Consider the following 17,242-nt stretch of genomic DNA (forward strand, 5'->3'; position numbering starts at 1 on the left):
TGTCCAGGTCCGGGCGGGCGGACTGGCGCTCGGGGGCGCAAGGATGGGCGATAGGCTGTTGGGATGACGCGATCCGAGCAGCCACCGCAGCCCGCTGACGTCACGCCCGCCTTCGCAGGCGATCTGGCGGCGGATTCACGCGACCGCGCGGTGGGCGCGCTGCTGAAGATCCCGGCCCTGCGGAAGTTGTGGAACGCCCAGTTGACCGGTGCGGTCGCCGACCGCCTCGGGCTGCTGGTGCTGCTCTGGCTCACAGCGCAGGCGACCGGCGCGGCCAACGCGTTCGGCGGGGGATACCGCGGAGTCGCGCTCGCGACGGCCGCGGTCTTCGCGGTCCGCCTCGTGGCCACCGTGCTCTTCGGCGCCGTCCTGCTCGGACCGCTGTCCGCCGCGACCGCGGAAGGCGGCCCGCTGGACCGCCGCTGGACCATGATCGGCGCCGACGCCGTACGCCTCGCGCTCTTCATCGTCGCGCCCCTGTGGATCACCTGGTCGCCGGACTCGGCGCACCTCTGGCTGCTGGCCACCGCCTTCGCCGCCGGGATCGCCGAACGGCTGTGGGCCGTCGCCAAGGACGGCGCCGCCCCCATGCTGCTGCCGCCGAAGGGCGACACCTCGGTCCGGCCCGCGCCCGACCACCTGGCCACGCTGCACCGGCTCGACCTGCGGACCAGCTTCGTCGCCCTGCCGCTCGCCGCCGCCGCGATGGTCGTCGTCACCCTGGTCAACACGCTGCTGGCGACCGGCATCAACTGGTTCGACCTGCACCAGGTCGCGCTGTCCTCCTACGTCGCCGCCGGGCTGTTCTCCGCCTCGCTGGCGGTGCTCTCCGCGCTGGAACTCCCCTCGGGCACGGCGGCCAGGCCGCGCTCGCCGCTCGAAGGGCTGCGGCTGCCCAAGGGCCCCGCCGGCGCCGAGAACGGCAGGACCGGCGCGCTGCCGCTGCTCGTACCGGCCACCGCGGCCGTCGCCGGCGCCATCGCCGCGGCCGTATCCGTGGCAGTTCTCCACGCCGCGGCAATGGGCTTCGGCCCGACCGGCTTCGGCCTGCTCGTCCTCGTACTGACCGCGGGCACCGTCCTCGGCATCCGCGTCGCCCCCCGCGTCCTGCCCGGCCTGTCCAGGCGGCGGCTGCTCGCGCTGGCCATCGGCGTGACGGGCGTGGCCCTGCTGCTGACCGGCCTGGTCCCCGACCCGACCACCGTGCTGCTGCTCTCCCTGCTCGCCGGCACCGCCGCAGGGGTCAGCGCCAACATCGGGCACCTGCTCATCGAGCAGGAAGCCGAGGAGACCCGCAGGGCCAGGACCACGGAACACCTCCAGGCCGTGGCGAGGGCCGCGCTCGGCGTCGCCGCGATCTGCGCGCCGCTGCTGGCCGCCGCGATCGGCCCGCACCGCATCGACAACGGCCGCTTCACCTTCGACCACGCCGGTGCCGCCTACACCCTGATGCTCGTCGGCGCCCTGCTGCTGCCCGTCGCCGCGCTCGTGCTCGGCAAGACCGACGACCGCAGTGGCGTGCCGCTGCGCCGCGACCTGCGCGAGGCGCTGCGCGGCGCTGAGCCGTCCGCCGCGCCCGCCGCCACCGGCTTCTTCATCGCCGTCGAAGGCGGCGACGGCGCCGGCAAGTCCACCCAGGTCGAAGCGCTCGCGAGCTGGATCCGCGCCAAGGGCCACGAGGTCGTGGTCACCCGCGAGCCCGGCGCCACCGCCGTCGGCAAGCGGCTGCGGTCGATCCTGCTCGACGTGTCGTCCGGCGGCATCTCGCACCGCACGGAAGCGCTGCTCTACGCCGCCGACCGCGCCGAGCACATCGACACCGTCGTACGCCCCGCTCTGGCCCGCGGCGCCGTCGTCATCTCCGACCGCTACATCGACTCGGCCGTCGCCTACCAGGGCGCGGGGCGCGACCTGGCGCCCACCGAGATCGCCCGCATCAACCGCTGGGCCACCGACGGGCTCGTCGCCCACCTGACCGTGCTGCTCGACGTGTCACCCGAAACCGCGAGGGAACGCTTCACCGAGGCCCCCGACCGGCTCGAATCGGAACCGGCGGAATTCCACCAGCGGGTCCGCGCCGGCTTCCTCACCCTCGCCGCCGCCGACCCCGCGCGCTACCTCGTCATCGACGCAGGCCAGGACCCGGCCGCCGTCACCACGGTCATACGCCACCGGCTCGACGAAGTCCTCCCGCTGTCCGCCCAGGAGATCGAGGCCCGCGCCGAGGCCGACCGCAAGGCCGCCGAAGAGGCGGCACGCCTCGCCGCCGAGGAAGCCGCCCGCAAGGCCGAGGCCGAACGCGCCGAGCGCGAGCGGCAGGCCCAGCTGGAGAAGCTCCACCGCGAGGAGGAGGAGCGGCGCCTCGCCGCCGAGGAAGCCGCCCGGCAGGAGATCGCCGACCGCAAGGCCGCGCAGGAGGCGGAGGCCGCGCGCCTCCGCCAGGAGGAGGCCGACCGCCTCGCCGCCGAGGAAGCCGCCCGGGTCGCCGCGGAGACCGCCGCCCGGGAGGCCGAGCAGGCCAGGCTGCGGCGGCTGGCTGAGGAGCAAGCCAAGCTGCGCTCCGAGGCGGAGGCGCGGCGGCTGGAGAAGCAGCGCAAGGCGGAGGAGGCGCTGCTGCGTGCCGAGGCGGCGCGGGCTGCGGCCGCTCCTGCTCCCGCTCCCGCGGAGGTGGACGACGCGACGACGGTCATCACGCCGGCCGTCCCCGAGGACGCGCCGTCCACGGACACCGCGAGTCCCGCGGATGCCACGGACACCTCCGAGACCACCACGGTGCTGCCGCCCGTCGTGCCGGCCCCCGAGCCGGAGTCGTCCGACGACGCGCCGGAGGCCGGTTCCGACGAGACCGCTGTCCTGCCGGCGGTCCCCGCGCCCCCCGCGGAGCCCGCCGCGGACGACGAGACGGCCGTGCTGCCCCCGGTGCCCGGCACCGCGAGCGACGCGGATCCGGTGGACCGCGTACCGCCGTGGCTCTTCCGGCCCGAGTCGGGACCCGCCGAGACCGAGCGGACGCGGGAGCTGCCCGCGGTCCAGCCGTCCGCCACGCGGCGGCCCCGGCCCGACTGGGCCGAGGAGACGCCTCTCGACGACCTTCCGACCCTCGCGGACGAGCTCCTCGGCCGCCACGACGAGGACGACCACCCCCGCCACTAGGGCCTGTCCGGCGGATCTTGGCGGATCAGCCTGCGGCGTCCGGTGCCGTACATCGCAAGGCGGAGAATCGTCCTCGTACCGGGTCGTACAAGGATGATTCGACAACGCAGCGAGGTGCGGTGCCGGGCGTCGCAGGCCCGCCAAGATCCGCCGGACAGGCCCTAGCCCCTGGCGGGGAGCCGCCCCCTCCTGCCCCTTGCGGTGCGTCCTTTGCCTGCGGCGGCGCTGTGGTTGGTCGCGCAGTTCCTCGCGCCCCTCGGGTGCTGCCCCGTGCGGTGCGTCACTTGGGCGCGGCGGCGGCGTGGTTGCGCGCGCAGTTCCCCGCGCCCCTTTTGGTCCTGCGTCCTCCCACGCCCAGGGGCCGACCCCTGCCAGGGAGCCGGACCCTTGCGCAGGAGGGCACGCGTTTTTCAGGGGCGCGTGGGGGTACCCCCAGGCGAAGCTCTGGGGGAGAACGGAGCGCCCCGCCGAAGAGGCGGGAAAGCAAGCAACGCACCGCACGGGGCAATCACCAAGGGGCGCGGGGAACTGCGCGCGCAACCACGATGGCGCCGCGCCCAAGTGACGCACCGCAAGGGACAGTCATCCGGGGGCGCGGGGACCGCGACACGGCGGCCAGCCGGCGCAAGGGGCGGGAGAATGCGCGGGTGCGGTATTTGGTGTTGGGGGTTACCGAGGTGCGGGGTACGGGCGGCGAGCCCGTGGCTCTGGGCGGGGGGCGGGCGCGGGCGCTCGTGGCCGCGCTCGCCGTCGAAGCGGGACGTCCCGTGCCGGCCGAGACGCTGATCGACCAGGTGTGGGCGGCGCACCCCCCGGCGGACGCCGCGGGCGCGCTGCAGGCGCTGGTCGCCCGGGTGCGCAGGGCGCTGGGCCGGGACGCCGTGACGTCGGAGCCCGGCGGATACCGACTGGCGGCGGAGCGCGACGCCGTGGACCTGTACGCGTTCGAGCGGCTGGTCCAGGAGGGCGACGCGGCCCTGACCGGCGGAGATCCGCAGAAGGCCGCGGACGTGCTGGCGCGGGCCCTGGCGCTGTGGCGCGGGCCGGCGCTGGCGGATCTGCCGGAGCGGGCGGCGGCCGCCGCCCGGCCGGACGCGCTGCGCCGCACGGCGCGGCGGCTGCACGTCGAGGCGGAGCTGGCGCTGGGCAGGGCCGCAGATGTGCTGCCCGCGCTGGGGGAGGCGGTGGCGGCGCATCCGCTGGACGAGGCTTTCAGGGCGCAGCTGATCAGGGCGCTGCGCGCGGCGGGGCGGTCGGCGGACGCGCTGGTGGCTTATGAGGAGACCAGGAAGGTCCTGGTCGAGGCGCTGGGCGCGGATCCCGGCCCGGAGTTGCGGGCGCTGCACGCGGAGCTGCTGCGGCAGCCCGCCCCGGCGCAGGAGCCGGCGACCCCGGCGCCGGCCGGGAATCTGCGGGCCAGGCTGACCAGCTTCGTCGGCCGGGAGGCCGATCTGCGGGACATCCGCCAGGACGTGGCTGTGGCCCGTCTGGTGACGCTGACGGGCCCCGGCGGGTCCGGGAAGACCCGGCTGGCCCAGGAGGCCGCTGAGGGGGCCGCGGACGGCTTTCCCGACGGCGTGTGGCTCGCCGAGCTGGCCCCGCTGGACGATCCCGCCGCGATCCCGCACGCGGTGCTGAGCGCGCTGGGCCGGCGGGAGGCCCAGGGGCTCGCGACGAGGCCGTTGCGCGGCGAGGCGCATCAGGACGACCCGGTGGAGCGGCTGCTCGAATACTGCGGGCGGCGCCGCTTGCTGCTGGTGCTCGACAACTGCGAGCACGTGATCGGCGGCGCGGCCGTGCTGACCGCCGAACTGCTCGCCGCGTGCCCGGGGGTGACGGTGCTGGCCACCAGCAGGGAGCCGCTGGGGGTGCCGGGCGAGGTGGTGCGGCCGGTGGAGCCGCTGCCGCCGCCGACCGCCTACCGGCTGTTCGCCGAGCGGGCGGCGACCGTACGGCCGGGCGCGGCGCCGTACGGGGACGACGACGGCCCCGACGCGGTGGCGGTGCGGGAGATCTGCCGGCGGCTGGACGGTCTGCCGCTGGCGATCGAACTGGCCGCGGCCCGGCTGCGCGCCCTGTCGCCGCGGCAGATCGCCGACCGCCTCGACGACCGTTTCCGCCTGCTGACCAGCGGCAGCCGTACCGTGCTGCCGCGGCAGCAGACGTTGCGCGCGGTCGTGGACTGGAGCTGGGACCTGCTGACCGAGCCGGAGCGTACGGCGCTGCGCGCGCTGAGCGTCTTCGCGGGCGGCTGCACGCTGGCAGCGGCGGAGGCGGTGTGCGGGCCCGACGCGCTGGAGACGGTCGCGCAGCTGGTCGACAAGTCCCTGGTGGTCGCGGATCTGGTGCCCGCCCCCGAGGGGCAGGGCGGCCCGCAGGCGCGCTACCGGCTGCTGGAGACGATCCACGAATACGCCGCCGAGCGCGCCGCCGAACTGCCCGGCGAACTGGCGCGGGCAGCCCGCCGGCACACCGTCCATTACCGGGACCTGGCCCTCACCGCGGACCCGGAGCTGCGCCGGGCGGACCAGATGCGCTGGCTGGAGGTGCTCGAAACCGAGCTGGACAATGTGCGCGCGGCGCTCCACCGCACGGTCGAGGCGGGTGAGGAGCGGGACGCGCTGGCCATCGCGCAGGCGATGGGCTGGTTCTGGTGGCTGCGCAATTACCGCGACGAGGCGGACAGCTGGCTGGAGCAGGTGGTCGCGATGGGCGGCGATCCCGCCGACAACCCGGACGACCCGCTGTATTGGCCGCGGACCGACGCGCGGATGCTGCTGTACTTCGTCAAGAGCGACCACGCCGCGGAGGACCAGCTGTCGACGCCCGCATCGCTGGCGATGGCCGAGGCGCTTGCGAAGGCGTACGCGGCCGGTGGTCCTCCGGCCGCGCGTTTTCCCGGGTTGCTGTGGCCCTTCACCGCGTATCTTCTCGGGGGCGCCCCGGAGATCCGTCGTCATACGGAGGCGGTCGTGGCGAACTGCCGCGTCCACGGTGGCGACTGGGAGCTGGCGACGGCGCTGATGTTCCGTACCCATGTGGCGGTCGACTCGCCGGGCGGCCTCGCACGTGCCGACGACAGCCGGGCGGAACTGGAGACGCTGGCCGACCGCCTCGGCGACCGCTGGATCCGCGCGCAGGTGCACAGCGCGAGCGGTGAGATCGCGATGGCCCACGGCGACTACGCGACGGCCCGCGCCGACCTGGAGGCGGCGCACCGGCTCGGTCAGGAGCTGGGAGCCTTTGCCGAGGCCGCCTTCCTCATCGCGCGGCTCGGCGAGATCGCCCACCGGGCCGGCGACGACGAGACCGCGGACCGGCTGGTGGCGCGCGCCGGTGAGGAGGCCGAGCGCTATTCGGTGTGGGATGCGCGCACTTATGTGCGCTATCTCCAGGCCGTGCTGCTGCTGCGGCGCGGCGAGGTGGCGAAGGCGCGGCAATGGTGCGACCTCGCGGCGGGCCATGCCTCCGACGGCACCCCGCCGCCGGCTTTCCGCGTCGTGCTGGGGGGCCTGGCGGCACGGATCACGGTGGCCGAGGGCGATCCGCGGTCCGCGCTGCCCCTGGTCGACGACGCACTGCGGACGGCGCTGACCTCGGGGTGCACGGAGCAGATCCTCGGCGCGCAGCTGGACGTGGCGGCCGAGGTGCTGACGGCGCTCGGCGAGACGAGGACCGCGGTGGTGGCGCTGGCCGCCGCGGACGCCGTGCGGGGTCCTGTGCCGCGCAGCGTGCCCGAGCAGGAGATCGCCGACGCGGTGGCGGCCCGGGCGGCCGCGGCGCTGTCCGCGGCGGAGGTGGCGGCGGCCCGCGAGCGCGGCGCGGGCCTGGACCGGGAGCAGGCCGTGGCTCTGGTGGTGGCGGTACTGGCAGACGGCAGGGCGGGCCTCGGCGCTCCGGACGGCGGCGGGGCGCAGCCGCCGGGAACAGCCGGGGAATAGCGGTCGCGGACCGCGGCTTACGTCATTGAGGCTTCAAGGAATACTGGAGCCCGTAAGCCGTGCCGGAGGCCCCCGCCGACGCCGCCGCAGCCCACCGGAAGTGAGAAGAGCCGTGAAGGTCGAGATCTACAGCGACATCGCCTGCCCGTGGTGCTACGTCGGCAAGACGCGGTTCGAGCGGGCGCTCGCGGCCTTCCCCAACGGCTCGTCCGTCGAGGTCGTCTACCGGCCCTTCCAGCTCGACCCGTCCGCCCCGCACGAGGCGCGCCCGCACCGCGAGGTGCTGGCCGCGAAGTTCGGGCCGCAGGCCGCGGCAATGGACCAGCGGATCGCCGCGCTCGGTGCCGAGGAGGGCATCGACTTCGACTTCGACACGGTCCTGGAGAACAACTCGCTGCTCGCCCACCGCCTGCTGCGCTTCGCCCTGGACCAGTACGGCCCGGAGGCGCAGGTCCGGCTCAAGGGCCGGCTGATGGCGGGGCACTTTGGCGAGGGCATGGACATCGGCGACCACGAGCACCTGACCGACGCGGCCGTCGCGGTGGGCCTGGACCGGGACGCGGTCGCGGACTTCCTGAGCGGTGACGGGCTGCACGACGAGGTGCTCGGCGAGATCGACGAGGCCAGGCAGCTCGGCATCACGGCAGTGCCGACCTTCGTCTTCGAGGGCCGGTGGGCCGTGCAGGGCGGCCAGGAGACCTCGACCTTCCTGCGGGTGTTGGAGCAGGTCGCCAAGGACACCGCCGCCGCGGGCGTCGCCGACACCAGTGCCGACACCGACGCCGGTGCCTGCGCCGACGGTGTGTGCGAGGTGCCCGCGACCGGCGGCACGACCGCGGCCCGCTGACCCGCGGCGGCCCGATCCGTACGGCGGCTCGGCCGCCCCGCTACGAGCAGCTGATCACCGCGTCCGCCCAGTCCGCCAGGCCCGTGACGCCCCACCCGTCGCCCTGCCGCCCCTGCCGGGGCTCCGGGGTGACGACAAGGCGCATGGTCGTGTAACCGCTCAGGCCGACGCGTACCGGCACCGCCCGGTCGCCGCCGCGGACCACGTCGGAGGTCCACAGGCGGGTGCTGTCGCCGTAGACCGAGAAGCGCACGGCGGTGGGCAGCAGCCGGGTCAGGTCGTCCATCCCGGCGCGGGCGTCGTAGGAGACGCAGGCGCGGTTGAGGTCGATGGTCACCGACGAGGGCGTGCCCACGCTGATGCCGTGGCCATAAGCCGTGCCGCCGATCGTCAAACCCCAGCGGTCCCACCACCAGCCGCCCGCGGAGGCGGTCGCACGGATGGTGGGCTGCGTCGGGTCGCCGATGCCGCTGATGCCGAGCGAGTTGACCTTGTACGCCGTCGGCGCGGGTGGCGGGGGCGGCGGTGGCGCGGGCGGGGCGGTCGTCGGCGTGGGGCTGGGCTTCGGGGCGGGCAGCGTGGGGCTTGACTTCGGGGGCGGAGGCGGCGGGGTGGTCGCCTTCGGGGTCGGCTTCGCCGTAGCCTTCGGCGCCGGCTGACGGGTCGGTGCGGGCGGCGGCTTCGGGGCAGGCTTGGGCACGGGCCGTGGCTGGGCTGCGGGCGGTGGAGGGGGCGCGGGTGTGGTCGCGACCGGAGCGGCCACCGGCGGTTTGGCGAGCGGCTTGTGCGGCTTGGCGTCATGGCCCGCGGTCAGCGCGAAGGCGGTGGCGGCAGCGGCGACGACGATAGCCGCCGCGATGCCGACCTTGACGGGCGCGCCGAGGCCTTCGCTCGCGGCGGCGCCTCCCGCGGCGCCGGCGGCGCCCGAGCCGGAACCCGTCGCGGCGGCCGCGGCGCCTCCCGCGGCTCCGGCGGCCGCTGCGCCGCCCGCCACGACGGCGGCTCCGGCGGCCTTGGTGGCGTAGACGGCGGCGAACCAGCCGATGTAAGCGACCGGCAGCAGCCCCTTGAGCGCCGAATTGAGGTCGGCCAGTTCGAGCGAGGCGGCCGTGCAGCGCTCGCAGTCCTTCAGGTGCCGGTTCAGCTCGCGGTCCGCGCGCATCCGCAGGCCGCCGCGGGCGTGCGCGCCGAGCCGGTCCGCATAGCGCGCGCATTCGCCTTCGGCGGTGAGCGTGGAGCTGACGTGCGCCTGCAGATACGCCTGCCGCAGGCCCTCCCTGGCGCGGTGGGCGAGCACGGCCGTGGCGTTGGCGGTCAGGCCGAGCAGCGGGGCGATGGCGCTGGGCGGCTCCTCCTCGACGGCGGTGTGCCAGAGCACGGTCTGCCAGCGTTCGGGCAGCGTGCGGAAGGCCTGGATGGCCAGCGACTGCTCGGCCTCCTCCATGGCCCGCACGTCGGCGGCCGGCGCGCTCGTCACGGCCTCGGCGCCGGCGCCCGCCGCGCTCACGGCGAAGACGGCGAAGTCCTCGACCAACTGCTCCCGGCGGGCGGTGCTGCCCCACGTCGCCGCGACCCGGCGGACCGTGGTCAGCAGATAGGCGCGGACGGCTGACCGCGGCCCGCTGCCGCTGCGGATCGCCTGCAATGTGCGGGCGAAAACCTCGCCGGTCAGGTCCTCGGCGGTGTGTGCGTCGCGGCAGCACGTCCGGGCGTAGCGGCGCACCGCTTCGGCATGGCGGCGGTAGATCTCCTCGTACGCGCTGTCCCGGCCGGCTCTGACCTGGTCGACCAGCTCCTCGTCGGACAACCCGGAACCGGGCTCGGGGTGCCCCGCGGGCAGCAGGTCGTCGTCGGCGGGCGCGTCCGTCACGCCGTCAGGCGCGGTACCGGGCAGCGGATCAGGGCGCGGCGGATCGACCCGTGCCGGATCGCGGCGCACCTGATCCGGGAACGCCGTTTCGGGGCGCGCCACCGGGTCACGCTGGCCCGGCACCCTGCGAAACGGCAGCCCCGCGCCGCCTTCCGGCCCGCCCCCTGCGGCGGGGGCGGCGCCGGAGTCCCCGCTTGGCTCATCCACGCGCCAAGCCTGGCACAGCGGAGGCCCCCGGGGTCATCGCCTTCGGCGGAACCACCCGTCCGTGGAGAGATCGTTCACCGGTCCTCCACGTTCATCCGCACGGCCTAAGCGGCCGCCGGGTTTCCCGCCGCGGGCGGCGGGGCGTCGGGCGGGGCGTCAGGAGGGTCGTTCCGACGGGCGTGAGCGCAGTCCTTCGAGCAGGATGTCGAGCAACCTGGCCGAGGCCGCCGCCTGTTGCGCGGCGTCCGGCAGCGAGGGCGCCGCGGTGGCGATGACCAGCAGGATGTCGGCGACCGAGACGTCGGCGCGCAACTCGCCGGCTGCCCGGGCCCTTTCCACCAGCTGGCCGACGACGTCCAGCAGGGCGCGTATGCCCTCCTGCTCCTCGCCGCGGGCGGTGCGGCTGCCGGCCGGACCGGTGTCGGCGAGGTCGTCGCGGCCCGCGTGGTCACCGGGAGCCGAGCGCGCGCCCTCCGCGGGGTCGGCGCCGAACCTGATCCGCTGCTGCGGCACCCGGGCGGCGTCACCGGTCCCCTCGGCCTCGTGCGACGCGCGAGCGGTGTGCGGCTCGCCGCCGGGGGCGCCCTGCACCCGCAGCACCTGCGGCGGCAGCAGCCGTCCGGCGCCGGAGGCCACGGAGGTGCGCAGGAAGCGGGCCAGTGCGGACCAGGCTTCGTTCTCCTGGCCCAGCGCGGTGCGCGCCTGCTCGGTCAGCCGCGCGGTCTCCTCCTCCGCGATCCGCCTGACCAGCACGTCCTTGCTGGGGAAGCGGCGGTAGACGGTGCCGACGCCGACCCGGGCGCGGCGGGCCACGTCCTCCATGGGAGCGCCGTAGCCCAGCTCGCCGAAGACCTCACGGGCGGCCCTGAGCACATGTTCCAGATTCCGCTGGGCGTCCACCCTCAGCGGCGCCGCCCTGCCGGTGCCCCCGTCCGGACCTGCGGAAGTCGTCCACGTCGTGTCCTGAATGCGCATGTATGTATCCCCCCGGAAAATTGAATGTCTCCCCCCGGAGACTCCCCGCTCTCGTTGATCGCGTGCGTCGTGCCGCGCACTACTACGAGATACGAACATAGTTGAGGCTGCGTCAAGAATGAAGGGGGAGTGATCCCTGGGACTCGGGCTCTTCGAGAGCCGGGCGGGACACGGTTGCGCCCTGGGGCGTTTGCCCGCTGATGGCCCGATGCGGACACGGGCTGCGGACCTGCGGCGATGCCGATTCCTACGAATCATGGTGCCCGCCCTGTGGACAAACGGCGGCCGGTCATTGCGTCATGGAGCAATGACGACGGAGTCGGCGGCCACGGCCAGGGCAAGCACACCGCGCATTCTTGTGGTCGGCGGTGGTTATGTCGGCATGTACACGGCATTGCAGCTGCAGCGAAAGCTGCGGCTGAAACGCGGTGAGGCCGAGATCATGGTCGTCGAGCCGCAGCCGTACATGACCTACCAGCCCTTTCTCCCTGAAGCGGCCGCCGGGTCGATCTCGCCGCGGCATGTCGTCGTACCGCTGCGCCGGGTCCTCGACCGGTGCCGGATCGTCGTCGGCGAGGTGCGCTCGGTCGACCACGACAAGCGGGTCGCGAGCGTCGTCACCCCGGCCACCGAGGAGGAGGGCGGCGGCGCCACCGAGATCCCGTACGACCAGCTGGTCATCGCACCGGGCTCGGTCTCGCGGATCCTGCCGGTGCCGGGCCTCGCCGACTTCGGTATCGGTTTCAAGACCGTGGAGGAGGCGATCGGGCTGCGCAACCACGTGCTGGAGCAGCTCGACATCGCCTCCTCCACCCGCGACGCCGGCGTCCGCGAGGCGGCCCTGACCTTCGTCTTCGTCGGCGGCGGCTACGCGGGCGTCGAAGCGCTCGGCGAGCTGGAGAACATGGCCCGCTACGCCCTGCGCTATTACCACAACGTCCGCGTCGAGGACATGAAGTGGGTGCTGGTCGAGGCCACCGACCGGATCCTGCCCGAGGTCGGCGAGCAGCTGGGCCGCTACGCCGTCCGGGAGCTGCGCGGGCGCAACGTCGACATCCGCCTGGAGACCCGCCTCGAATCGTGCGAGCACCGGATCGCCGTGCTGTCCGACGGGTCGCGGCTGCCCACCAGGACCGTCGTATGGACCGCGGGCGTCAAGCCCGCGCCCGTCCTGGCCGCGACCGGGCTGCCGCTGAACGGCCGCGGACGGCTGATCGCCGACGCCACCCTGCGGGTCGCCGGCCACGACGGCGTGTGGGCGGCCGGCGACGCGGCGGCCGTCCCGGACCTGACCGCCGACCGCGAAGGCGTCCTGTGCGCGCCCAACGCCCAGCACGCCGTGCGCCAGGCCAAGGTGCTGGCCGGCAATGTCGTGGCACATCTGCGCGGCGAACCGCTCACCGAATACCGCCACAAGTACGCGGGCTCCGTGGCCTCCCTCGGCCTGCACGAAGGCGTCGCCCTGCTCTACGGGCGCAGGTTCAAGGGCTACCCGGCCTGGCTCGTGCACCGCGTCTACCACCTGAGCAGGATGCCTACCGCGAACCGCAAGTCCAAGGTGCTCGCGGAATGGATCCTCTCCGGTCTCTTCAAGCGCGAGATCGTCTCGCTGGGCTCCCTGGAGCATCCGCGGGCCGAATTCGAACAGGCCGCGGGAAGCGGCGGTGACGGCGGCCGGCCGCGCCCGTGAGCGCTCCCCGACGCGCCGTCCGCGCACCGGCGTGATTCCCTCGCGGGCCCCCGGTCGGCCACACTGGGCGGGTGACCACCCGTGCGGCAGCACCTGCAAAGAGTGACAAATACGAGGAATCGGACGTTTGAACCTCACGCGTTGGAGCGCCCGGCTCCCCGGAACACAGCGACGCGGTGCCGTCCCGGCGGCCCGCGCCGGAACCGCCGACGCCGCCGCACCGGCCGGCGGCACCAAGGGCGGCGCCCCCGCCCCCGCGGACCCGCTCCCACCCTCGGCGAAGGTCCGCGCCGACATCCCCGCGCAAGCCCACGACCTGGCGCTTTTGGCCATCGGCGGCGCACCCGGCGACCTGGCGGGCGTGCTGAGCCAACTGCCCGCGCTCATCGCGGTCACCCACGGCCCCGCCCACCGCGTCGGCTTCGTCAACGACGCCTACGCCGACGTCTTCGGCCCCCGCACCCCCGGCGCCCCGGCCCGCGAGGCCCTGCCCGAGCTTGCCGAGCTCGGCCTGCTGCCGCTCATGGACCAGGTCCACCGCAGCGGACGTCCGCGTACCGTCAAAGCCCGCAAAGTAAGCAGGGCCGACACCACCGCACTCACCCGTCAGGGCTATTTCACCTTCACCTGCACCCCCGTCCACGCCGGCGACCCCGACCCCGAACGCCGCGGCGTCTTGGTCTTCGCCGCCGACGTCACCGACCAGGTCCAGTCCGCGGAAAGGCTCAGGGAGAGCGAGCGCCGGCTCCACGAGACCGCCGTCACCCTCCAGCGCAGCCTGCTGCCGCAGCAACTGGAACAGCCCGACGACCTCCGGCTCGCCGCCACCTATCAGCCCGGCGGCACCGACGCGGCAGTCGGCGGCGACTGGTACGACGTCATCACCCTCGGCGCCGGCCGCACCGCCCTGGTCATCGGCGACGTCATGGGCCGCGGAGTGCGGGCCGCCGCCGTCATGGGCCAGCTCCGTACGGCCGTACGCGCCTACGCCCGCCTCGACCTGCCCCCGCACGAGGTCATCCAGCTGCTCGACGGCCTCGCCTCGGAAATCGACGCCACGCAGATCGCCACCTGCGTCTACGCCGTCCACGACCCCAGCGAGGGCCGGCTGTCGTACGCCAGCGCCGGCCACCTGCCGATCCTGATCCGCGACCCCGACGGCACCGTGCAGCGCACCGAGGAGCCCACCGGGCCGCCGCTCGGCACCGGCGGCTGGACCCACCACTCCGCCACCGTCCCCTTCGGCCCCGGCTGCACCGCCGTGCTCTACACCGACGGCCTCATCGAGCGCCGCGGCGAGGACATCGAGGAAGGCGTCTCCACCCTCATGCGGGCGCTGGCCGGCGCCACGGGAGCCCCCCAGGTCGTCTGCGACCGCCTGATGCGCGCGCTCGGCGTCACCGCCCAGCACGACGACGACGTGGCCGTCCTGGTCCTGCAATACCCCGACCACACCGGCCGACCCGAGGGCGAGGTCTTCCGCAACGCCGCGCTCGAACTCCTCGGCGGCGTCGAGGCGGCCCCGCGCGCCCGCGCCTTCGCCACCGGCGTGCTCGCCTCCTGGCGCTTCCCCGTCGAGCTGCGCGACCTCGGCGTGCTCGCGGTGAGCGAGCTGGTCGCCAACTCGCTCAAGCACGGCACGCCGCCCATGCGGTTGCGCCTTCGGCGCACGGATCGGCGGCTGGTCATCGAAGTCACGGACGGTGACGACAACCTGCCGCGGCGTCGGCGGGCAGAGCCGGTGGACGAGGCCGGTCGCGGGATCTCGATCATCGCGACGATCGCCTCGTCCTGGGGGTCTCGCCGCACGCCAGGAGGCGGCAAGGCCGTCTGGTGCGAGTTCACCCTTCCGGGCTGAGGACTCCCGAGGGCGCCGGCCCGCTCGCGGCCCGGGGGGCGCTCAGCCTGTCACCGGCCGGTGGTCAGGACGGACCGAGCAGCCCCTCGGGGCCGGTCGCGACCTGCGCTCGTCGACGGCTGGGCGCCCAGTCCCGCGCGCCCCTGAGCTGCGCCCCTGAGGGGAGCCGCGGGTCAGGCGACCGGGGCGGAGTGGAGGGACGGCGAGTGGGCCACCACCCGGCTGGGGCGGTGGGGGGAGTCCTGGGACGGCGTGAGGTGGCGGCCCAGGCGGAGGGCGACGACCGAGACCGCCAGGGAGCAGGCCACCAGCAGGACGACGTACGCGGAGTACGCCCCCGCCGCGGCGATGAGGCCGCCGACCGCCGGGCCGACCGCCAGGGCGAGCTGTTTGACCAGTGCGAACGCGGCGTTGTAGCGACCGACCATCCGCTCGGGCGCGAGATCGGCGACGAGCGGCGACACCGTCGGCGCGAGCATGGCCTCACCCAGCCCGAACAGCGCGTAGGTCGAGATGATCGCGACCACCGCGACCGCGTGGTGCGCGTGCACCAGCCCTGAGACCCCGGCGGCGAGCCACGCCACCGTCCAGACCAGGCCGACCGCCGCGATCACCCGGCTGCGCCGCCGGTGTTCGACCAGCCGCAGCACCACGAACTGCGCCAGCACGATCGCCGCCGTGTTGGCGGCCAAGGCGACGCCCAGCATCGCCGGCGAGATGTGCGTGACGGTCACCGCGAAGGCGGAGAGACCCGACTCGAACTGGCCGTAGCACGCGAAGAACAGCACGAAGCCGAGCACGCAGAGCATCACCATGGCCCGGTTGCGCAGCAGGAGCCGCCAGCCGCCGGCCGCGTCGGGAGCGGGGACGGCGTCGTCGAGGCGGGCCGCGTGCGGCAGGCGCACCGTGGCGATCACGCCGCCCAGGACGAGGAACATGGCGGCCTCGATGGCGAAGAGCCGGATGAAGGACGACGGGTGCGCGGTGTCCACGATCAGCCCGCCCATCAGCCCGCCGACCCCGAGGCCGAGGTTGGCCAGGAAGAACTGGGTCGCGAAGGCCCTGGACCGCGTCGCCGTGGTCGAGCACCAGACGATCATCGTCGCCAGCGCCGGCTGGACTACGGAGATCCCCGCGCCCAGCGCCCCGGCCGCGGCGATGACCACCGGCTCACTTCCGGACAGCCCGAGCCCGAGCGACCCGGAGGCCGCCAGCACCGTGCCGACCACGGCGACCGGTACGGGCCCGCGCCGGTCGATGAGCCGGCCGGTGAAGGGCAGCACGAAGAGGGCGGCGACGGCGAACGTCGCCAGCACCACACCCGCGGTCCCCGCGCCCAGCCCGCGCACCTCGGAGACGTACACGAAGGTGAAGGGCACGGTGAAGCCGTTGCCGAAGGCGCTCAGGGCGTTCCCCAGCTGGATACGGCGCAGCGCTGCGCCCATGGCGACGGTGTTCACGGCTCTCCCCTCGGACAGGCAAGACTTCAGGTTGAAGACTTCAGTAGTAAACTTCGAAGCTAAAGAGTACATTCCGAAGGGCTTTAGAGCAAAGCGCTACCGTGCGATACTCGGGGCATGACCGCAGCCGCAGGCTCCGCCGGTGCCCCCCAGGAACTGGACCTCGACGCCCAGATCGCCGCCTACCAGCGCGAGTTTCCCGAGGTCGACCCCCAGGTGGAGAAGGTCGTCACCGCGCTGGGCCGGCTCAACCGCCGCATGAACGTCGCGTACGGCCGCCAGCTCGTGGACCTCGGCATCAGCAGCGCGGAATGGGAAGTGCTCAAGGCCCTCGTGGTCGTCGGCCGCCCGTACCGCCTGGGCCCCGGCGACCTGGCCAAGCGCCTCGGCCTCACCCCGGCCGCCATGACCCACCGCATCGACCGCCTGGTCACCGAGGGCCTGGTCACCCGGGAGCGGGACGAGGCCAACCGGGTGCGCGTGATCGTGGAGCTGACCGACGAGGGCCGGGAGAAGTGGCTCCAGACCATGCGCCTTGCCGCGGCCTTCGAGGACGAGCTGCTCCAGGACCTGAACACCTCGGAGCGCGCCGCCCTCGGCGAGATCCTGATCCGCCTGCTGCGCCGCGTCGAGGACAGCCAGCCGGACGCCGGCGGCCGGCTCGAAGACCTCGACTGACCGGAAGCCGACAGCGAGGGTTGACACTCCCGTCGGAGCTGCGTAATGTACTCCGAGTTGTCCGACGTGAGCGCCGACCCCGGTCGGTCCCCGGACAGCCATCCCGCAGGACCATTCGAGTGACGACCGGATCGACGGCCGAGAGCCGTCGTCTTCTTGTCGTCCCGTCGTGTGTTTTTTCGGAATGTGTGCAGAGTTTCGATCGAACCGGCCGATTTGGCCGGAGCGAACGAAGTCCGCTAAAGTCTCACTCGTCGGAACGGCCCAACGGCCGGAAAGACAAGCCCCGCTGACTGGGGGTCAGGCGCCGGAAAGGGTCTGATAGAGTCGGAAACACGAAGGGAAAGCCCGGAGGGGCCGGTGAAACGGTCTCGAAGGAAGCTTCCGTTCCTTGAGAACTCAACAGCGTGCCAAAAGTCAACGCCAGATATGTTGATACCCCGTCGCGTGCCTTTTGTGGGTGCGTGATGAGGTTCCTTTGAAAAAAAACACACATAGCGAGGACGCTGTGCATCTGGGGATTATTCCTCTTCGGGTGCCGCTCTTGCGTGGTGGACCGGGAT

Annotated in this window: 9 protein-coding genes; 6 read left to right on the plus strand and 3 right to left on the minus strand. The window is 73.9% G+C overall.

The genetic code is table 11. The annotated features are described in order from the left end of the window. Positions 1-63 precede the first annotated feature (63 nt). The 3 genes from tmk to BUE44_RS32510 all read left to right on the plus strand — a co-directional run bounded on the left by tmk (position 64) and on the right by BUE44_RS32510 (position 7,941). Complete coding sequence (gene tmk / locus BUE44_RS32500) at positions 64-3,153, plus strand: dTMP kinase (protein WP_073502611.1); 3,090 nt, start codon at positions 64-66, stop codon at positions 3,151-3,153. Positions 3,154-3,800: 647 nt separating this feature from the next. Further along, on the plus strand, positions 3,801-7,094 hold the full coding sequence (locus BUE44_RS32505; RefSeq protein WP_107415918.1) for a BTAD domain-containing putative transcriptional regulator: 3,294 nt from the start codon (positions 3,801-3,803) through the stop codon (positions 7,092-7,094). Between the two features lie 112 nt (positions 7,095-7,206). Then, positions 7,207-7,941: a DsbA family oxidoreductase gene (locus BUE44_RS32510; protein WP_073502613.1), complete on the plus strand. Its 735-nt coding sequence runs from the start codon at positions 7,207-7,209 to the stop codon at positions 7,939-7,941. A gap of 40 nt (positions 7,942-7,981) precedes the next feature. On the opposite strand, the gene BUE44_RS32515 is transcribed toward BUE44_RS32510, so the two are convergent. After that, on the minus strand, positions 7,982-9,811 hold the full coding sequence (locus tag BUE44_RS32515; RefSeq protein WP_235002693.1) for a sigma-70 family RNA polymerase sigma factor: 1,830 nt from the start codon (positions 9,809-9,811) through the stop codon (positions 7,982-7,984). Positions 9,812-10,174: 363 nt separating this feature from the next. After that, on the minus strand, positions 10,175-10,993 hold the full coding sequence (locus BUE44_RS32520) for a TetR/AcrR family transcriptional regulator (RefSeq protein WP_073502615.1): 819 nt from the start codon (positions 10,991-10,993) through the stop codon (positions 10,175-10,177). A 307-nt stretch (positions 10,994-11,300) separates the two neighbouring features. Here BUE44_RS32520 and BUE44_RS32525 point away from each other — a divergent pair, with 307 nt between their 5' ends. Together BUE44_RS32525 and BUE44_RS32530 are read left to right on the plus strand one after the other, a co-directional pair. Next, positions 11,301-12,683, plus strand: a complete 1,383-nt coding sequence (locus tag BUE44_RS32525; protein WP_073502616.1) for an NAD(P)/FAD-dependent oxidoreductase — start codon at positions 11,301-11,303, stop codon at positions 12,681-12,683. A gap of 127 nt (positions 12,684-12,810) precedes the next feature. Further along, positions 12,811-14,541: an ATP-binding SpoIIE family protein phosphatase gene (locus BUE44_RS32530; protein ID WP_073502617.1), complete on the plus strand. Its 1,731-nt coding sequence runs from the start codon at positions 12,811-12,813 to the stop codon at positions 14,539-14,541. Positions 14,542-14,714: 173 nt separating this feature from the next. On the opposite strand, the gene BUE44_RS32535 is transcribed toward BUE44_RS32530, so the two are convergent. Then, positions 14,715-15,986, minus strand: a complete 1,272-nt coding sequence (locus BUE44_RS32535; RefSeq protein ID WP_073502623.1) for an MFS transporter — start codon at positions 15,984-15,986, stop codon at positions 14,715-14,717. Positions 15,987-16,118: 132 nt separating this feature from the next. Here BUE44_RS32535 and BUE44_RS32540 point away from each other — a divergent pair, with 132 nt between their 5' ends. After that, positions 16,119-16,679 carry a MarR family winged helix-turn-helix transcriptional regulator gene (locus BUE44_RS32540; protein ID WP_073502618.1) on the plus strand — a complete coding sequence of 187 codons (561 nt, stop codon included), beginning with the start codon at positions 16,119-16,121 and terminating at the stop codon, positions 16,677-16,679. Positions 16,680-17,242 lie beyond the last annotated feature (563 nt).

The sequence above is a fragment of the Actinacidiphila paucisporea genome, from assembly GCF_900142575.1.
Taxonomy (GTDB): domain Bacteria; phylum Actinomycetota; class Actinomycetes; order Streptomycetales; family Streptomycetaceae; genus Actinacidiphila; species Actinacidiphila paucisporea.